This is a genomic window from Hymenobacter sp. DG25B, assembly GCF_000801315.1.
In the GTDB taxonomy this organism is placed as follows: Bacteria; Bacteroidota; Bacteroidia; order Cytophagales; family Hymenobacteraceae; genus Hymenobacter.
Genome location: NZ_CP010054.1, coordinates 1,084,551 through 1,102,237, shown reverse-complemented (window position 1 = coordinate 1,102,237; position 17,687 = coordinate 1,084,551). Strand labels below are relative to the sequence as shown.

General features: G+C 54.5%; 13 protein-coding genes. 9 read left to right on the top strand and 4 right to left on the bottom strand.

Features of this window, described 5'->3' with window-relative positions:
- Positions 1 to 85: 85 nt before the first annotated feature.
- Positions 86 to 1,081 carry a hypothetical protein gene (locus tag PK28_RS04745; RefSeq protein WP_044511944.1) on the bottom strand — a complete coding sequence of 332 codons (996 nt, stop codon included), beginning with the start codon at positions 1,079 to 1,081 and terminating at the stop codon, positions 86 to 88.
- Positions 1,082 to 1,428: 347 nt separating this feature from the next.
- Here PK28_RS04745 and PK28_RS04740 point away from each other — a divergent pair, with 347 nt between their 5' ends.
- From PK28_RS04740 to clpB, 7 genes are all read left to right on the top strand, one after another.
- Complete coding sequence (locus PK28_RS04740) at positions 1,429 to 3,018, top strand: ABC-F family ATP-binding cassette domain-containing protein (RefSeq protein WP_044511942.1); 1,590 nt, start codon at positions 1,429 to 1,431, stop codon at positions 3,016 to 3,018.
- A gap of 233 nt (positions 3,019 to 3,251) precedes the next feature.
- Positions 3,252 to 3,830 carry a hypothetical protein gene (locus tag PK28_RS04730; RefSeq protein WP_044516271.1) on the top strand — a complete coding sequence of 193 codons (579 nt, stop codon included), beginning with the start codon at positions 3,252 to 3,254 and terminating at the stop codon, positions 3,828 to 3,830.
- 49 nt (positions 3,831 to 3,879) lie between these two features.
- On the top strand, positions 3,880 to 4,440 hold the full coding sequence (locus tag PK28_RS04725) for a hypothetical protein (RefSeq protein ID WP_044511938.1): 561 nt from the start codon (positions 3,880 to 3,882) through the stop codon (positions 4,438 to 4,440).
- Positions 4,441 to 4,627: 187 nt separating this feature from the next.
- Entirely contained in the window at positions 4,628 to 5,551 is a 924-nt protein-coding gene (locus PK28_RS04720; protein ID WP_044511935.1) for a DUF808 domain-containing protein, read from the top strand.
- A 300-nt stretch (positions 5,552 to 5,851) separates the two neighbouring features.
- Complete coding sequence (locus tag PK28_RS04715) at positions 5,852 to 6,955, top strand: DUF262 domain-containing protein (RefSeq protein WP_044511932.1); 1,104 nt, start codon at positions 5,852 to 5,854, stop codon at positions 6,953 to 6,955.
- The gene (locus tag PK28_RS20320) at positions 6,956 to 7,648 is read left to right on the top strand and encodes a HEPN domain-containing protein (protein ID WP_156126240.1); all 693 of its coding nucleotides are present in this window, start codon (positions 6,956 to 6,958) and stop codon (positions 7,646 to 7,648) included.
- A gap of 142 nt (positions 7,649 to 7,790) precedes the next feature.
- The gene (gene clpB / locus PK28_RS04710) at positions 7,791 to 10,406 is read left to right on the top strand and encodes an ATP-dependent chaperone ClpB (protein WP_044511930.1); all 2,616 of its coding nucleotides are present in this window, start codon (positions 7,791 to 7,793) and stop codon (positions 10,404 to 10,406) included.
- A gap of 58 nt (positions 10,407 to 10,464) precedes the next feature.
- On the opposite strand, the gene PK28_RS04705 is transcribed toward clpB, so the two are convergent.
- From PK28_RS04705 to PK28_RS04695, 3 genes are all read right to left on the bottom strand, one after another.
- Complete coding sequence (locus PK28_RS04705; RefSeq protein WP_044511928.1) at positions 10,465 to 12,591, bottom strand: TonB-dependent receptor family protein; 2,127 nt, start codon at positions 12,589 to 12,591, stop codon at positions 10,465 to 10,467.
- A 152-nt stretch (positions 12,592 to 12,743) separates the two neighbouring features.
- Positions 12,744 to 13,334, bottom strand: a complete 591-nt coding sequence (locus PK28_RS04700) for a hypothetical protein (protein ID WP_044511926.1) — start codon at positions 13,332 to 13,334, stop codon at positions 12,744 to 12,746.
- Positions 13,335 to 13,336: 2 nt separating this feature from the next.
- A complete protein-coding gene (locus PK28_RS04695) occupies positions 13,337 to 13,831 on the bottom strand; it encodes a hypothetical protein (RefSeq protein ID WP_156126239.1) in 495 nt (164 codons plus the stop codon).
- 704 nt (positions 13,832 to 14,535) lie between these two features.
- Between PK28_RS04695 and PK28_RS04690 the strand changes: the two genes are divergently transcribed.
- Entirely contained in the window at positions 14,536 to 15,126 is a 591-nt protein-coding gene (locus PK28_RS04690; protein ID WP_044511922.1) for a HupE/UreJ family protein, read from the top strand.
- A gap of 134 nt (positions 15,127 to 15,260) precedes the next feature.
- Positions 15,261 to 17,612 (top strand): M1 family metallopeptidase, encoded by a 2,352-nt coding sequence (locus PK28_RS04685; protein WP_044511920.1) that lies wholly within the window; start codon positions 15,261 to 15,263, stop codon positions 17,610 to 17,612.
- Positions 17,613 to 17,687: the final 75 nt, after the last annotated feature.

Below are 17,687 nucleotides of genomic sequence, written 5' to 3'. Positions count from 1 at the left end.
GCAATAAAAAGGCCGTTATGCCGCGCACCGCGCAGCATAACGGCCTTAGTTAGACCGCAGACCCGGAAACGGCACCAGCGGGAGGCTACGGTATAGCCTGAATGACGGTGGCTGAATTGCCATTGCCCACCTGCGTGATAGTGCTGCTATTGTGGCTGGCCTGCTGCGTTACGGCGGTATTATCGTTACCTATTTGCCGCTGCCAGGCTTCATTATCATTACCCTGCCCAATGCGGGCTTCGTTGTTGTTGCCCTCCTGGGTCTGGGTGGCCTCATTATCATAGCCCTGCGTTATCTCTGCCTGGTTTCGGTTGCCGCGCTGTCGTTGGGTGGCTGTGTTGTTGAATGCGGCGTCCTGGTCTATTGTGGCCACATTATAGTTTCCCTGCTGTACCTGCAGGGCTTTGTTAACACCGCTATACAACTGCGTTACGGTAGCCTCATTGTAATTTCCGTATTGGTACTGCTCGGATACATTATTGTCATAATACTGATTCACGCTGGCCTTATTGTGGTTCCCATTCTGGAGTTGCAGCGCATACTGATCAAACCTCCCCTGCGTTATGGAAGCCTCATTGTAGTCACCGTATTGATACTGTTTCGAGATTTGCTCATTACCAGGAAGAACAGCCTGATCGGAAGAAGCAGTATTGTGGTTGCCTATCTGCTCCTGATAGGCTGTAGCCAGCCCATATTGCTGATGTACCGTTGCCATATTGGAATTACCGGTCTGCCGCTGCTCCGAAATACCAATGGTCATATCATGATCCGCAGTAGCCAGATTGTTGTTTCCTTTCTGGGTTTGGAGCGCCGTAGCCCCATTTGATAAGTCCATTACAATACTGGCAGTATTACTCACACCTTGTTGCTGCTGCCGGGCAGTGTTAGACATGCCAGATTCCAAAATAGAGGCCTGGTTAAGGTTGCCCTTTTGGTTTTGCGACGCGGTATTCTGTTCGCCTACTTGCTCTACATAGGCCTCATTATTATGGCCAGCCTGCACCACGGTGCTGCTATTAGACTGAGCCGATACCCTGCTTGCCAGGAGTGCAAAGGCAATTAACAAATGGGACTTTTTCATAGTTGAGGTTAGATTAAGGATATAACAGCACGAAAACCACTTCTTTAACAATATAAAAATAGTCAATACTTAAATATAAATTGTCCTAAAAAATCACAACTTTATGTTGTTCCTGCGCCTTATACTTTCTGCTGGTGGTATATAGGCATTATACTGCCGTACTATATGTGTTCCTGGTTGAGCGGAGCTAAGGCGCCGGGCAGCAGAGGCGGCCTTAAGTCAGAATGCTTAATTTAGCTTCCTCAAGCAGTAAATACTGGTTTATGTAATAGCTGATTTCTTTCAAAACACGAGTAGTCACCCCAGCGTGGGTAGCTATAGCCATTCGCTTTTTTGAGAAAGAAATTATGCTGGTTCTACAAAACCTGGGGTATACCCACCCCAATAAAGACGTGTTGTTCAACGGCCTGCATCTGGCGGTTAATAACCACCAGAAGATTGCGCTAATCGGCCATAACGGGGTAGGAAAATCTACTCTGCTGCAAATTATTGCCGGGGTTTTGCCCCCTGCCAATGGGCTCGTAAATGCCAGCACCAAGCCGTACTATATACCGCAGCATTTCGGGCAGTTTGGTGACCTGACCGTTGCCCAGGCGCTCGGCGTTGCCGGTAAACTAGCTGCCTTGCAGGAAATCCTTGCCGGCAATGTGACGGACGCCAATCTGGCCACGCTGGACGACGACTGGACCATTGAGGAGCGCAGCCAGGAAGCCTTGCTTCACTGGGGCCTGCCCGAGGTAAGCCTGGCCCAACGACTGGCCGGCCTGAGCGGCGGCCAGAAAACCAAGGTATTCCTGGCGGGTATTGCCATTCATCACCCCGAAATAGTCTTGCTGGATGAGCCCAGCAACCACCTGGACACCGCCGGCCGGCAGATGCTGTATGCCTTCATTAAAACCAGCCCGTGTACCCTGCTGGTGGTGAGCCACGACCGGAAGCTGCTGAACCTGCTACCTACTGTTTGCGAGCTAAGCAAGCGGGGCCTAACGCTGTATGGCGGAAACTATGAATTTTATGTCGAGCAGAAGCAGGTAGCAAGCCAGGCGCTGCACCAGGATGTGAAGAGCCAGGAGAAAGCCCTGCGCAAAGCCAAAGAAACCGAACGGGAGTCTCTGGAAAGAAAGCAAAAGCTGGATGCCCGGGGCAAGAAGAAGCAGGAGAAGGCCGGCCTGCCCACCATTGTGCTGGGCATGATGCGCAATAACGCGGAGAATAGCTCCTCCCGCCTCAAAGGCATTCATGCGGAGAGAGTGGGCGCCATTTCCCAGGAGCTGAGCGAGCTGCGCAAGGAGCTACCCGACATCGACAGAATGAAGTTTGGCTTTGATAATTCCACCCTTCATAAAGGCAGAATATTACTTCACGCCCAAGGCGTTAACTATGGCTACAGCCAGCGCTTACTTTGGCAGCAGGCCTTGAGTTTCCAGATCCGGAGTGGCGAACGGGTAGCCCTGAAAGGGCTGAACGGGTCCGGTAAAACCACGTTAATTAAATTACTACTCGGCCACTTGCAGCCTACGCTTGGGGCAATGGTGCGCGCCGGGGATAAAGCCGTTTTTATTGACCAGGATTACTCCTTAATCAAGGGCCAGCTTAGCGTGTATGAGCAAGCCCAACAATTCAATGCCACGGCACTGCAGGAACACGAAGTAAAGATTCGGCTGAACCGCTTCCTGTTTACCAAGGAGCATTGGGATAAACCTTGCAGTACCCTCAGCGGCGGCGAGAAAATGCGGCTGCTCCTGTGCTGCCTCATGATCAGCCACCAGGCCCCGGACCTCATTATTCTGGATGAGCCCACCAACAACCTCGACCTGCAGAACCTGGAAATCCTCACGGCCGCCCTCCAGGACTACCACGGCACCCTGCTGGTAGTATCGCACGACGAAATTTTCCTGGAGCAGCTGCACGTGGAACGCACCATCCTATTGGATTAGCACCTCACCCCGGCCATCTAAAGCACTTTCCATTAATATTTTACCTCCCGCAAAAATTAATTTGCCTACACTTACTTTGAAATACAAAGTTCTTTTATTTGCTTTGCTTTCATCATACTTATCCCGGTCGGCGCCCGCCTGCCCGGGCCCCGCACCGCCCCTGGTACCGGCCCCTACTCTCCCCTTTTTTGATCCGTCATCTTTCATCATTGAACCCAACAAACCTCACGGCCATGCCTTTCCCCAAAAGCCTTCTTCGTCTTGCGCTGGTTACGGCGTTTCTGCTGCTTATCCCGCTGGTGGCTATGCAGTTCACCCGGGAAGTAAACTGGACGTTTTCTGATTTTGTATTCGCCGGCGTCTTGCTGTTTGGGGCGGGCCTCACGTTCCTGCTGATAGCCCGCATGGGCAACACCTCTACCTACCGGCTGGCGGCCGGAGTGGGCGTGCTGGCCGGGCTGCTGCTGGTGTGGGCCAATGCCGCCGTAGGCCTGGTGGGGAGCGAGGACAACCCGGCCAATCTCCTGTTTGGCGGTGTGCTGCTAGTGGCGCTGGCAGGAGCCCTGGTGGCGCGCTTCCGGCCCATGGGCACCTCCAATGCCATGTTCGCCGCCTCGCTCACTTACGTGGTGGTGACCATTATTGCACTGTTTATCTGGAAGCCCGCCGCTGACGTGGCCGAACCCTCCGTGTACCTGGTGAATGTGGTGGTGGCCAATGCCCTTTTCGCGGGGCTGTGGGCTGTTTCCGGGTGGCTGTTTCGCCGCGCCGCCCACGCTACCGGCTCCCAGCCGGGCCGGCGGCTGGCATAGTAAAGTCGCGCACTAAACTTCATTAAGCTGGCCCTCTACCTTTCCTATCATGACGCTTAACAAAAGCATTCTTCGTCTCACGCTGGTGGTAGCCTTTCTGCTGCTTATTCCTTTTGTAGCTATGCAGTTCACCCGGGAAATGGCCTGGAGTATCTCCGATTTCGTGCTGGCCGGTGTTCTGCTCCTGGGCACGGGGCTCCTTTATTTGCTGGTAGCCAGCCGGGGCCGCAACAGCGCCTATAAATGGGCGGTGGGTATAGCGGTGGCAGCGACGCTGCTGCTCGTGTGGGGCAACCTGGCCGTGGGCTTCATCGGCAGCGAGGACAACCCGGCCAACCTGCTGTATGGCGGGGTGCTGGCTGTTGGCTTTATTGGGGCCATAGTGGCGCAGCTCCGGCCGCGCGGCATGGCTACTGCCCTGTTTGCCACGGCGCTTACGCAGTTTGCCGTTCCGTTTGTGGCCATGCTGATCTGGCGGCCGGAACTAAACATGGGTGTATTGTGGGTCGTGGTACTGAATTCCGTGTTTGCGGGGCTGTGGGTGGCTTCGGGGTGGCTGTTTCGGCGGGCTGGGGCTGCTGAGGCGGGTTTAACGCAGGCTAACGCGTGACGCTGGCCGCCGGGTTGGCTTTCATGTAGTTTGCCGCCCCGCACCAGAAAATATAGCCCTATTGTATGCCCAGCCGCACGCTACCAGTTCGTGCGAGTGAGAAAATCACGATATCTTTCCGCCGAGCTGGGCTATGCGAAATGCATGAGTGCCTGAAAAATAGAATTAAGGAACAGGCACATACCGTATGGCTTCAGGCTTTTTTGCGCTACTGGATGATATTTCCGCGTTGGTAAAAGTGAGTGCAGCCAGTCTGGATGACGTGCCCGCCCAGGTAGCCAAAACCACCGGCAAAGTTTCGGGCATCGTCATCGATGATACGGCGGTTACGCCCAAATATGTGGTGGGCCTCGACCCCTCCCGGGAGCTTTCTATTATTTATCAGATAGCCAAAAAGTCCCTGATCAATAAGTTATTGATTCTGAGCCCGGCGGCTTTGGTACTGGGGTATTTTGCTCCCTGGGCCATTACGCCCATTCTAATGCTGGGCGGGGCTTATTTATGCTTCGAAGGGTATGAAAAGGTGCACTCCATGTTCAGCAAGCACCACGAGGTGGACGTGGAAAGCGAGCAGGTAGAGAGAATTACGCCGGAGGAGCTGGAAAAGGAACGGGTGGCGGGGGCCGTGCGCACCGATATTATCCTGTCGGCCGAAATTATGGCCATTGCTTACAGCCAGGTAACTGAGCAGCCGATAGTAAACCAGATTGTGGTTATGGCGGCCGTGGCCGTTTTTATTACCGTGGCCGTGTATGGCTTTGTGGGCCTGATTGTGAAAGCCGACGATGTGGGGGTACACATGGCCCAGGATAAATACCACCCCGCTACGCAAAAACTGGGGCGCGGCATCGTAAAATTCATGCCGCACTTCCTGAACATCTTAAGCTATGTGGGTACGGCCGCCATGCTCTGGGTGGGCGCCGAAATCATAGCCCACGGCATTCCCTTTACCGCTCATTTACTGCACGAGCTGGAAGTGGCTTTAGCCCACCTACCGGCGGTGGCCTGGCTGGCCAAAGCGCTGTCCTGTGCTATTGGCGGCTTACTGATTGGTTTCGTGGTTGAGAAAATAGTGCTGCTGGGGAAGAAGGTATTTCGGAAGGGAGAATAAGCTGCGCGGTTTTTCCGGCTTTTATGCCCTGTTTATCCAATCCTGCAGTGCTGGCGCTAGTTTAGCGTACCGTTCGTGAGGCTACACCTTCCATTGTCTCTTCTCTTGCCTGGCTGCCCCGACGTAGTTTGTCGCTTTACTCCAGTGCAGGTACAACCTCCACCATATGGCTGGTCACGAGCTATAAGCTCGCACCACTTTGAGCTTAAAACGGGCCAACTATTTCTTATTAACTTGCCAAAACTAGCCCACTTAAAATGGAGCCAATAAACTTGTTTTGTCACTTTCTCTAAAATTATAATGAGCAAACCCACAAAATCTCTTGCAGACCGTCTGTTCCCAGTTGAAGATGATGATATAAGCTCAGAAATCCTTGATATAAAGCCTGAGCAACGTCGATTAAATACCGAAACTTATGATTTTACAATATCAACTATTCATAATTATTTAAAAAACAAAAGCATGGTGATACCTGAGTTCCAAAGGGCTTTTGTATGGAACAGAGCACAAGCTTCAAGACTTATTGAATCCCTGATTATACAATGCCCCATTCCTGTAATATACCTAAGCCAAGGATCCGATGAAACACTAAGTGTTATAGATGGAAACCAACGCTTAACTAGTATAAAGCTTTATTTAGAAGATGAGTTTGCCCTACAAGGGCTAACTGCATATCCCGAACTTGAAGGAAATAAGTTCAGTGATTTAGATTCTAGATTTCAAAAACATATATTAAACAGAACATTAAGATGTATTGTTATATTAAAAACTACGCATCCTCAAATTAAATTTGATGTATTTGAACGACTAAACACGGGGTCAGTAAAGTTAAATCCTCAAGAATTAAGACACGGCATTTACTATGGCCCACTAATAGAAGCAATTGAAAAATTAGCTCAAGACAGAGTTTGGATTGACCTAACATCAATGCATAAAGACAAACGCATGAGAAGCGAAGAACTTATCTTGAGGTTTTTCGCTCTGTATGAAAATTTTCAAGAGTACAAGAAACCGTTTGTAACATACTTAAATCAATTTTGTGAAACCCACCGCAATACAAGCAAAGAGCAATTATCCAATTGGAAGGGAGTATTTGAGCAAAGCATAGATTCTATTAATAAAATCTACGGAGACATTGCTTTCAAAGTATATGATGCTGATATAAAAGCTAAAAAAACCTTTAATGCCGCTCTCTTTGATGCACAAATGGTTTCATTTGCTCGATTGACAAATAAAGAGCGACTAGCTTTAGTCACTAAAAAAGAGCAAGTTATTACCGCAACCACTAAACTTTTATCTGACGAAAAATTTATTTCTAGCGTTATTGCCCATACAAGTGATGAGGGATTTGTAAAATATAGAATTAATAGATTTTCTGACACTATAAAATCTTTATTAAAATAAATGGCATATTCCAAAAGCATTGCCCTCATTCAATTTGAATCAACTATTGAAGATTTATTAATAAGATGCAATGAATTCAGAGCCAGCAGTTTAAGTTACAAATCAAAAACATTAGCTTTTCAAGGCTCTATACTATTAACTTGCTCATCCTTGGAAAATTATCTTAAATCATTAATAGATGACTGGATATCTAAACTCAGATTACAACATGCAACAATGGATAAATTACCACAAAAAACTAGAAAAATAATATATATTCGTCATCAAAGTAGCCTATTTAAAAACTTTACTTTCAATGGGAATGAGCACGCAGCTTCATTAAAGGTTAACTTTACCGATTTTTCATTTATGATATCTAATAACAACTCTACATTGCCTTCTTTTATAAGAGGTGTACATATTTATGGAAATAAGAAGTACCCCTCTATTGACAACATAAAAAAAATGTTTTCTACACTCGAAATAGAAGATATTTTTAAATCAATAAATATAAAATACAAAAAAAATTATACATTATATCTTGAATCATTTCTAGGCGTACGAGAATCTTTAGCGCATGAATTTCCCCCTAATGTCACTTATGCAGATGCTACGCGCCATCTGCGGAATATTCGCACATTATCAAGGAAAATAGATTCAATTGCTTATAGCAACTTATCTATATCTTCAGGCAGCCAGTTCTGGCCGGCATAATTTATCATGACATTACTTCACAAAAATTAATAAAACAGAATTCAAAACCAGCCAAAAAGTCAGCAAAAACTCTTCTGCACCCGGTTTGCTAGGGCACTCGTAGAACTTCTTAACCGAAGCATCTACTTAAGCCCTAGTAGCCATGAACTTTAACAACTATACCATTAAGGCACAGGAGGCCGTGCAGAAGGCCACTGAAATTGCCGGCGCCAACCAGCAGCAGGCCATTGAAACTGGCCATTTGCTGAAGGGCCTTTTCCAGAGCGACGAGAATGTGCTGTCGTTTCTGGCCAAGAAACTGGGCGTCAACCTCAATATTCTTACCCCGCGCCTGGACGCCATTGTAGCTGCCTACCCCAAGGTGAGCGGCGGCTCGCCGTACCTGTCCAACGATGCCAACTCGGCGCTGCAGCGCGCCTCGGGCTTCCTCAAGGAGTTTGGGGATGAGTACGTATCCGTGGAGCACCTGCTGCTGGGTTTGCTGGGCGGCAAAGACAGCGTAGCCACGCTGATGAAGGACGCGGGATTCAACGAAAAAGACCTGAAAGCCGGCATTAAGGAGCTGCGCGGGGGCCGCACAGTAACCAGCCAAACCGCCGAGGACCAGTACCAGAGCCTGAACCGCTACTCGCGCAACCTGAACGAGCAGGTGCGCTCCGGCAAAATGGACCCCGTGATTGGCCGCGACGAGGAAATTCGCCGCGTGCTGCAGATTCTCTCCCGCCGCACCAAGAACAACCCCGTGCTGCTGGGCGAGCCCGGCGTGGGTAAAACCGCCATTGTGGAGGGCCTGGCCCAGCGCATTGTAGCCGGCGACGTGCCCGAAAACCTCAAGGACAAAATCATCATGAGCCTGGATATGGGCTTGCTGGTGGCCGGCGCCAAGTACAAGGGCGAGTTTGAGGAGCGCCTCAAGTCCGTTATCAAGGAAGTAACCGACTCCGAAGGGCAGATTATTCTGTTCATTGATGAGATGCACACCCTCATTGGGGCCGGTGGCGGTGGCGAGGGTGCCATGGATGCCGCCAACCTGCTGAAGCCTGCCCTGGCCCGCGGCGAGCTGCACTCCATTGGCGCTACCACGCTCAAGGAATACCAGAAGTACATTGAGAAGGACAAGGCCCTGGAGCGCCGCTTCCAGGCCGTAATGGTGGACGAGCCTTCGCAGGAAGACGCCATCAGCATTCTGCGCGGTATCAAGGAGAAGTACGAGCTGCACCACGGCGTACGCATCACCGACGACGCCGTAATTGCCGCCGTGGAGCTGAGTAGCCGCTACATCACCGACCGTTTCCTGCCCGACAAGGCTATTGACCTGATGGACGAGGCGGCCGCCAAGCTGCGCATTGAGCTGAACTCCATGCCCGCTGAGCTGGACGAGGTACAGCGCCGCATTATGCAGCTGGAAATTGAGCGCGAAGCCATCCGTCGCGAAAACAACAAGGACCGGGAGGCCGTGCTGAGCAAGGAGCTAAGCGAGCTGAGCGAGAAGCGCGACGACCTGAAAGCCCAGTGGGAAAACGAGAAATCGGTGCTCACCAACATTCAGGAGCAGAAAGAAGCCATTGAGCGCTACAAGCTGGAAGCCGACCAGGCCGAGCGCCAGGGCGACTACGGCCGCGTGGCCGAGCTGCGCTACGGCAAGATTCAGGAAGCCGAAGCCAAGCTGAAAGAGGCCCAGGACATTGCCAACGCCAGCAAAGAAGGCGGCTCCATGCTGCAGGAAGTGGTAACTCAGGAGGACATTGCCGAGGTGGTAGCCAAATGGACGGGCATTCCGGTGAGTAAAATGCTGCAGTCGGACCGCGAGAAGCTGCTGCACCTGGAAGAAGAGCTGGGCAAGCGTGTGGCCGGCCAGAGCGAAGCCATTGCGGCCATTTCCGATGCCGTGCGCCGCTCCCGCGCCGGCCTGCAGGACCCCAAGCGGCCCATTGGCTCGTTCATTTTCCTGGGCACTACCGGCGTGGGTAAAACCGAGCTGGCCAAGGCCCTGGCCGAGTACCTGTTCAACGATGAGAACAACATGGTGCGCATTGATATGAGCGAGTACCAGGAGCGCCATGCCGTATCGCGCCTGATTGGGGCGCCTCCCGGCTACGTGGGCTACGATGAGGGCGGCCAGCTGACGGAGGCCGTGCGCCGCAAGCCGTACTCCGTGATTTTGCTCGACGAAATTGAGAAGGCCCACCCCGATGTGTTCAACATTCTGCTGCAGGTGCTGGATGATGGCCGCCTCACCGACAACAAAGGCCGGGTGGCGAACTTCAAGAATACCATCATCATCATGACCTCCAACACGGGGGCGGATATCATTCAGAAGAACTTCAAAGAGCTGAATGAATACAACCACGACGAAGTGGTGGACCGCACCCGCGAGGAAGTAGTAGAGCGCCTGAAGCAGCACATGCGCCCCGAGTTCCTGAACCGCATCGACGAGATTGTGATGTTCCAGCCCCTCAAGCGCAAGGAAATCCGCAAAATTGTGGACATCCAGTTCAAGCAGATTCAGCACCGCCTGGAAGAAGCCGGCATCCGGCTGGAAGCCACCGACGAGGTGCTGGACTACCTCGGCGAACAGGGCTTTGACCCGCAGTTTGGGGCCCGGCCGCTGAAGCGCGTGATTCAGCGCCTGGTGCTGAATGAGCTGTCGAAGGACATTCTCTCCGGCCGCGTGAGCAAGGATGCCGTGGTGGAAGCCGTACTGGAAGATGGCCACCAGATCCGCTTCAACAACGTGGAAATTCCGGCCGTTGGGTAATCCTTGAAAACGTTAAAGCCCCGCTGGCAATATGCTGGCGGGGCTTTTATCTTTCAGATTAATAGCTCTGCCAGCGCCAGCCTACCGTAGCACCCCCGTAGTAGTTGCGGCCCGGCGCCGGCTGGTAGAAGCGGTTACCGAAGGCATTCAGGTCGTTGCCTAGGCTGTATTTTCTATCGGTCGCGTTTTCAATACCCGCAAAAACATCCAGCTCCAGGTGTTCCTGTATCACCTGCCGCCAGCCACCCCGGGCGGCGAAAGTCCAGTAGCCGGGGGCAAACACGGTGTTGGCATCGTTGAGGGGCAGGCGGGCCTGGTGGCTGAGGCTGGGCGTGAGGTAAAACCCTTGCCGGAGGCTGGCATTCAGGCCCGCGCTGAGGGTGTGCGGCGCAGTGCCCGTCAGGCGGTTGCCGGTGTAGTCATTACTGCCTTGCTGGTAAGTCTGAAACCGGAAGTGGTTGTAGGCATAGCTGGCCCACGCCCGCAGACCAGCTTCGGGGGTAGGCACATTGGAGGTCCCCCCTTCCACCGATGCAGGCTTCCACAGCCAGCCGCTGGCCGCTACCTCCGCCCCCAGCTGGCGGGTGGCCCCGGAGTTGGAAAACAAGGCGGTGCCCTGCGCATTGCTGCGGGTTACAATGGTTTGGCGGAGCTCAAAATCAAACACCGAAACATCAAACGTGAGCCGGTCGGCCAATAGCTGCCCCCTGGTTCCGATTTCGTAGCTGGTGCCGCGCTCGGCCTGCAGGTCGGCGTTCAGGCTGCCATCGGAAGGGCGAATTTCTTCTTCGGTGGGCGGCGAGAAGCCGGTGCTCACGCTGGCGTAGGCCGAAATTTTGGGGCTGAGCTCCTTCAGCAGAGCCACCCGCGGGGAAACCTCCGGGCGGAAGCTTCGCTTAAACTGATAGGTATCCGGTTGCGCAGCCGCATCCGAAACCCGGGCAATGCGGTAGGCCAGGCGGTTGTAGCTGGCCCCCAGCGTCAGGAGCCAGCCGGCGGGCAACTCCCAGTCGGCCTGGGTAAAGCCGAAGCCCGTGGCCGTCCGGATTTCATCATCGTAGCGCAGCGCCCCGGGCGTGCCACCCTGGTTGCGGTAGTTGCGGGAATTCTCGAAGCTGCTTTGCACCTCTGCCCCCGCCAGCAAACGGAGCGTATGTCCGGCCAGGGTAGTCTGGTAACGGAAGGCGGTGCGCCCGCCCAGCCCCAGCAGCGTGTTCCGCTCATAGTCTACCAAGAATGGGGTGCGAATAACCGAGCCGGAGCCATACAACACGGTTTTATTGCTGAGGCGGGGCGAGAATTGGTACTGGTGCGAACCGCCCACCAGGGCAGTGCGGGAACGGTAGGCCGCCTTTTGCGCCACAGTGCCCGGCCCGGCCGGACTATCGGGGCGAGCCTGCCGGGGGTTCTGCTGAAACTGCGCCAGCGTGAGGCCACCGGGCAGCTGATAATCCAGATCGGTATAGAGCAGATGCAGCGCCACAGTGCGCTCATCAGAAGGCCGCAGCTCCCCATCCAGGGCCACCACATCCCGGCGCTGGGCGCTCTGCTGGCGGTAGCCATCCAGGGTCTGGCGCACGTATTGGGCGCGCCAACTGGCTTTTTCCGTGGCGCTTTCGGCGGCTACATTATAGCGCCGCAGCCCAAAGCTGCCCGCCGTGAAGCCGGTTTGCAGGCGGGTGGTGCCCGCGGCCGGCCGCGGGCTGCTGAACAGTACGGCCCCGCCGGTGCCGGCACCATAGGCACTGCCCGCCGGGCCTTTCAGCACTTCAATGCGCCCAATGATAGCAGGGTCCAGCAGGTTGAGCGGGGTGCTGCCGCTGGCCTCGGTGAAGGGAATATCGTTGTAGTAAACCTTCACATTGCGCACCCCAAACGGCGAGCGGAGCGTGCTGCCCCGCACGCTGAGGCGGTAGCTGGCGGTGGCCCGCTCCTCCAGTCGCACGCCAGGCAGCGTATTCACGGCCGCCGTAAGAGAAGCCTGGTTAAACTGGTTGATAACGCGGGCATCTACTATCCCAATACCGGCGGCGGTGCGGCGCAGCGGCAGCTCCTGCCCGTAGCCGGTTACGGTGGTTTCCGGGAGCAGCACGGTGCGGGTGGTATCCGGTGCGGGCAGGGTTTGCGCCAGTAGCGGGACGCTGCCCAGCAGCAGACCTGCAGTCAACAGGAAAAATCGTAACATCAGAGACAGGAAAAGCGGGTTTCTCCCAACGCGGAAGCCCCACGGCGGGTTGACCGGGGCGGCCGCCAGTCGGAATCATTATCCTACAACAAGCAAGCCCCCATCGGAGATAAAACCAATGAGGGCTTCCGGGAAGCCAGTTTATGGCTGACTTATTCTGAGCCGTTGTTCGTTTTTTGGGTGAGGCGCTGCATTTGTTCCCGCTCCTGCTGCTGGCGAATTGCCTCGCGCAGGTAGGCGGCTTCGGCAAAGTGATTGGCATTAAGCCGGCTGCGGTATTTAGCCGGAATAGGCTTACCGGCTGCATACGCATCGTCTACTGCCTTCAGATGCGCTTTATTGAACATAGTGGCATGCACGATAAAGCCCGCTACGGTACCGGCCAGCACCGCAGCCCCCAGCGGGGGCGAAACCGCTTCATCGGCTACGCTGCGGTTGCCGTACTCATCGGTGTGCTCTACGGGCAGGGCCAGCATGGTGCCGGCCATGAAGGGCAGCACGTAAACCCAGCCCGCGTAGCGCTTTTTGCGGAACATACTCAGCAGGGCGCCGGTGGTATCGGCCTCGGTGCCTTTGGGGTGGTAGCTGGGCAAGTACCAATCGTTAAATAGCAGCACCGCTCCGGAGTCAACGGGAATAACGGGTTTGGTAGTAGTTGCCGCTTCTGATGGCAGCGGAGGCGTTTGGGCCTGCACCGCCAGGCCGGTTAGCAGGAAGGCCACGAGAAAGGCTAGTTGCTTCATACTTAGTTGGCCGGCTTAACTTCGACGGGCTTGTACTGGATAATAGGCTGGTCGAAGAACCGGGGCTTTAGCTTGCGGCGCACATTGCGCGGCAGTGGTTGCCCGGCGCCGTATGCCGTAACAATCTTTTCCAGGTTGCCATTGCTGTAGTGCAGCAGCTTACCTACCCCGTAGGCCACAAACGGCATTACCATTAAGGCCGCCGCCGGACTGGGTGCCTCTTCCTGCATGACGTAGCCGCCCCCAACATCTGTCTGACGTCCGCTGGCGGTAACAATGCGCAGGGCCGTCAGGGCCGAGCCTAAAATCCAGCTGGCGCCGCCGGCCTGCCTCTTGCTGTAGAGGTTAATTACGGCCTGCGCCGTATCGTTTTGCAGATATTGACTGCGCAGATGCTGCTTAAAGGTTTCGGACTCCAGATTGGTGACCGGCGCCTGCGCCCGGGCACTCATGGCACACAAGCAAATAAAGCCACTTACGAGTAAGGGTTTAATCATAAAAGCGAAACGATAATTGAGAAGTGAATTTCCTCGCAAAATACTGCCTTCGCACAGGAGTAGCAGCATTACTGCGCCGGATTTATGGCTTTGTTTTTATGTCGGTATTTCCGACCTGCTTCCCATTCGACTTCTCTTCTACTTACCACCTGCTGGCTTTGGGCGAGTTGTTTATCGCAGAACTTAGGGCCGTTTAGCCAGCTGCCCGGATAACTGACGTTGAATACGCCGGGGCAACTGATGTTTCTGCTCGTAGAGCAACACTATGTCCCGCTCGCTACCCCGCGAGTTTCTGGCGTAAGTGTTTAGAGCGGCATAAGTAAGGGCACCAGTGCCTAGTGCTCCCACAAAGATTCCTATAACAGGTAGTGTGTCATCATCAGCTACCCAAACTCGCGACCCAGAATAGATGCTCCAGCGGCAAGCACAGGAGTTAAACCCAGCATTATTCTCGCGCTGCGGCGGTGTTTCCGATAAATAGCCTGAATGGCGCGCAGGGTATCAGCGTGGGTATAGTTTGCGGCGGCAGCTGCCGGCCGGGCATTGTGGAGGAGAGAATCGTCAGAAGTTTGCGACCAGGAGGGATGAGCTATACCGGTAAGCAATCCGAAAATAAGCAATAGTCTGAGCATAACGGGGAAATAGGATACATACACTTGCGGCAGTAATATAGCAGTTCCGACTCCCCTCCCTAGCTTTGCCGCATGTCGTCCGTTTTTCAGACCTACCTCCAGCTCGGCTTCTTCCACATCTTCAATCTGCAGGCCTACGACCACCTGGTGTTCCTGCTGGCGCTGTGCGCGCCCTATGTGTTGCAGGACTGGCGGCGCGTGGTGGCGCTGGTCACCAGCTTCACGCTGGGCCACTCCCTTACGCTGGCGCTGGCCACGCTGGGGTTTGTGCAGTACAGCCCGGCCCTGATTGAAATTCTGATTCCCATTACCATTATCCTCACCTGCCTGGTAAATCTGCGGCAGGCCGGGCAGCGCCTAAACCCGCGGGCACCCATCGTCCTCACACTGGCTAACGCCCTGGCCGCCAGCTTCGGACTGATTCATGGCCTGGGGTTTTCCAGCTACCTGCGCGAGCTGCTGGGCCACCAGAGCCGGCCGGTGCTGGAGCTGCTGGCTTTCAATGTGGGCGTGGAACTTGGGCAGCTGCTGATTGTGTCTTTCATTCTGATACTGGGCTTTATAGTACTGCGGGCTCTGCGCGTGGCGCGCCGCGACTGGCTGCTGGTTGTAAGCGGGGCCGCCGCCGGCATTGCCGCTGTTTTATTGCTGCAGCACGTGTAAGGCGGGTTAAAGTGCAACCTTTATAAGGGCTCCTATTATGATGCAACGTTATCGGCCCAAAAGTGTCTTATTTCGCATTGTCATTTCGTAGCTTTGGTTTTCTGTCTTTTGCTTTTCGTTTCACCCCTGTTTTCATGCTGAAACATTTCTTCCTTACGGCTGGTGTGGCGGTGCTGGTAGCTGGCCCTTTGGCTGCCCAGTCCACCAACTCCGGCACCGATAAATTTGCCCAGCTGGGCACGGAGCTGCCCACTCCCAATATGTACCGCACGGCCTCCGGTGCCCCCGGCAGCCAGTACTGGCAGCAGCGCGCCGACTACAACATTCAGGTGAAGCTGGATGATGAGAAGCAGTCCATCACGGGCTCCGAGGATATCACCTACACCAACCTCTCGCCCGATGTTCTCACCTACCTGTGGGTGCAGCTGGACCAGAACATCCTGGACAAAAACTCCATCACGCAGTCTACGGAGGTAGGCCAGCTGTCGGATAAAATGTCGTTCCGCGGGCTGGAGTACCTGATGAACTCTGATTTTGAAGGCGGCTTCAAGATTTCAGAAGTGAAGCTGAAAGGCGGCAAAGCCCTGCCCCACGTCATCAACCATACCATGATGCGCATTGACCTGCCCACGCCCCTGCGGCCCAAGCAGAACGTGACGTTCAGCATCAAGTGGAGCTATAACATCAACGACCAGCTGAAAATCAATCAGCGCTCCGGCTACGAGTTTTTCCCCGAGGACAAGAACTACCTCTACGAAATTGCCCAGTTCTACCCCCGCATGGCGGTGTACTCCGACTTTCAGGGCTGGCAGCACAAGCAGTTTCTAGGCAATGGTGAGTTTGCCCTGCCCTTCGGTGACTACCGCGTGAGCATTACGGCCCCCGCCGACCACGTGGTGGGCGCCACCGGCGTGCTGCAAAACCCCGGCGAAGTCCTGACGGCCACCCAGCGCCAGCGCCTGGAGAAGGCTAAAAACGCCAAAACGCCCGTGCTCATCGTGAGCCAGCAGGAAGCGGAGCAGGCAGAGCAGAAGCGCGCCAAAGGCACCAAAACCTGGACCTACGCCGCCAAAAACGTTCGTGACTTTGCCTGGGCTTCGTCCCGCAAATTCATCTGGGATGCCATGCAGATTAAGCAGGCCGGCAAGCCCGTGATGTGCATGAGCTACTACCCCAAAGAGGGCAACCCGCTGTGGGGCAAATACTCTACGGAAGTGGTGGCCCACACCATCAAAACCTACTCCAAGTACACCATCGACTACGAGTACCCGGTAGCTATTTCGGTACACGGTCCGGTGGGCGGCATGGAATACCCCATGCTGTGCTTCAACGGCGGCCGCCCCGAGAAAGACGGCACTTACTCTGCCGAGCGGAAATACGGAATGATTTCGGTGATTATCCACGAAGTGGGTCACAACTTCTTCCCCATGATCATCAACTCCGATGAGCGCCAGTGGACGTGGATGGACGAAGGCCTGAACACCTTTGTGCAGTACCTCACGGAGCAGGAATGGGAGCGTGACTACCCCTCGCGCCGCGGCGAGCCCAAGCTGATTGTGGACTACATGCGCACCGGCAAAAACGTGCAGACCCCGATTATGACCAACTCGGAATCGGTACTGCAGTTTGGGCCGAACGCCTACGCCAAGCCCGCTACCGGCCTGAACATTCTGCGCGAGACTATTCTGGGCCGTCAGCTTTTCGACTACGCCTTTAAGGAATACGCCCGCCGCTGGGCCTACAAGCACCCCGAACCCGCCGATTTCTTCCGCACCATGGAAGACGCCTCCGGCACCGACCTGGACTGGTTCTGGCGCGGCTGGTTCTACACCACCGACTACACTGACCTCAGCATTGAGGGCGTGAAGTGGTACACCGTAGACTCCAAAAACCCGGAAATTGAAAACGCCCGCAAGCGCGAGCAGCTGAACGCCTCGCCCAAAACCCTGTCGGAGCAGCGCAACCTGCAGGACATCAAGCGCACCCTGGTGGATGAGAAGCCCGAGCTGAAGGACTTCTACAACCAGTATGACCCGCTGGCTACCACCGAGGCCGACAAGAAGCGCTACCAGGACTACGTGGCCAAGCTCACGCCCGAGCAGCAGAAACGCTTGGCCGGTGGCCTGCACTTCTACGAGGTAAGCCTGAAAAACCTGGGTGGCCTCACCATGCCGGTTATCGTGCAGATGACCTACGAGGACGGCAAGCAGGAAGTAGTGAATATTCCGGCCGAAATCTGGCGCAAGAACAACGCCCAGGTAACCAAGGTGTTCATCACCGAGAAGCCCGTAGTAAGCTTCGTGCTGGACCCCTTCCTGGAAACCGCCGATACGGACCTTTCCAACAATGCCTTCCCGCACCGGAACGCACCGTCGCGCTTTGAGCTGTTTGATCAGCAGCAGCGTACGCAGCCGAACCCCATGCAGAACGCTATGCAGCAGACGGAGAAGAAATCAACCGGCAGCAGCACCGGAGGCAGCAATTAGTAGCTGCAATGATCAGCAAACAAAAAAGCCAGCCGCTATTGCGGCTGGCTTTTTTGTTTGCTGATTTTCAGGACT